The sequence below is a fragment of the Pseudoxanthobacter sp. genome (assembly GCF_036822375.1).
Lineage (GTDB): Bacteria > Pseudomonadota > Alphaproteobacteria > Rhizobiales > Segnochrobactraceae > Pseudoxanthobacter.
Genome location: NZ_DAISHT010000236.1, coordinates 3,475 through 4,788 on the forward strand (window position 1 = coordinate 3,475; position 1,314 = coordinate 4,788).

The 1,314-nt window shown below is 69.2% G+C and carries 2 protein-coding genes; both read right to left on the reverse strand.

Annotated elements, in window-relative coordinates; translation table 11 throughout:
* Window positions 1-545 (reverse strand): DUF1036 domain-containing protein (locus V7067_RS15485; RefSeq protein WP_334176803.1); only part of this gene is annotated, 545 nt, incomplete at its 3' end.
* A 178-nt stretch (window positions 546-723) separates the two neighbouring features.
* On the reverse strand, window positions 724-1,314 hold a 591-nt coding region (locus V7067_RS15490), incomplete at its 5' end, for a DMT family transporter (protein ID WP_334176804.1).

Here is a 1,314-nt window from a genome sequence, read left to right on the forward strand (position 1 = left end):
TCCTTATGGGCGGTCGGCCGGTCGGTGAGCTGCACGGTCCAGTTGCGCTGCTCGCCGGTGTCTATCTCAAAGAAGCCTGTGCGCTCATAGCCGCGACGCACACAGTCCTCTGTCCCCTCGATGGTGAATTCCTTCTCGCGGGTGCAGAGATAGGCGTTCCCGCCCCACTCGCCGCCATTATTGTTGTCGACTGCGTAGATATAATAAAACCGCGCGTTCAGCGGTCCCTCGATGATGACGCTGCAGGTGCCGGCGCCGACATTCCACCAGCCCTCGGTCACCCAGGTCTTCTGCGTTTTGTAGCCGATGGCGACACCGATGCCGCCGGGGGTCTTGTTGCACAGCCGCAGATCGGCATGGGCAACGGCGGGGGCGAGAAGCAGGCCCGCGGCAAGCGCGCCGCCCAGCACGCGCGCAGCGCGGCGGGGGGCGGCGGGTGCGCTTTTTTTGGCAGCGCTGTCCTTGCGGGAACGCGAAGGACGGGAGCGTTCGCTATCCGATGGCATTGTCTCTCTCGGTTCGCGGACGGGCAGGGAAGGGTTCATTGCGCGCTTGCCCTGGTTTTGTCAACGAAGGGGCGGTGGCGGACGGGCCGGTGACGGGCGCGGCGGACGGGCCGGCGGGGCCATCGGGTCTTCGCTTTTCCTTGCGGCGCGATTGCGGCAGGTTCGAGTCGAAGCCGGGCGCGCGGCGCCGATGACCGGGGACAATCGCGCGCCGCCGTCAGTCGCGGCGGGCGCGGCGCGGGCGGGCAACCACGATGCCGGCCACCAGCATGGCCGCCCCCGTCATCTGCAGCGCCGTCATGGATTCGCCGAATACCACATAGCCCGTGGCCGCGGCGGCCAGTGCCTCCAGAAAGATGACGAGGGAAGAGAAGGCCGCCGGCAGGTGGCCGAGGGCGAACGCGGTGACGCCCTGTCCGCCGACATGGCTGAGCAGGGCAATGGCCAGCAGCGCGCCGAGGCCGGAAAGGCTCGCCGGCCACATCGGCCCGCCGCCGGCGAGCGCCACCACCAGCAGCCCGGCGGCGGTGATGATCGACGAGCGGTACATCAGTTCGCCGGCGCCCATATGCTGGCGCAGGCGGCGCACGCTCAGCACATAGGAGCCGAAGAACGCCGAAACGATGAGGCCGTAGATATCGCCCGTCAGGTGCTCCGGCGCCACGCTGAAGCTGGCCCCCACCAGCAGCGCGGCCCCGGCGATGCACAGCCCCAGGCCGGCCAGCGTGGCCCGCGTCACCGTCTCGCCCAGAAAGAAGCGCGAGCCGAGCACCACCCACACCGGCGAAAGCGTGGCCAGCAGCGTGGC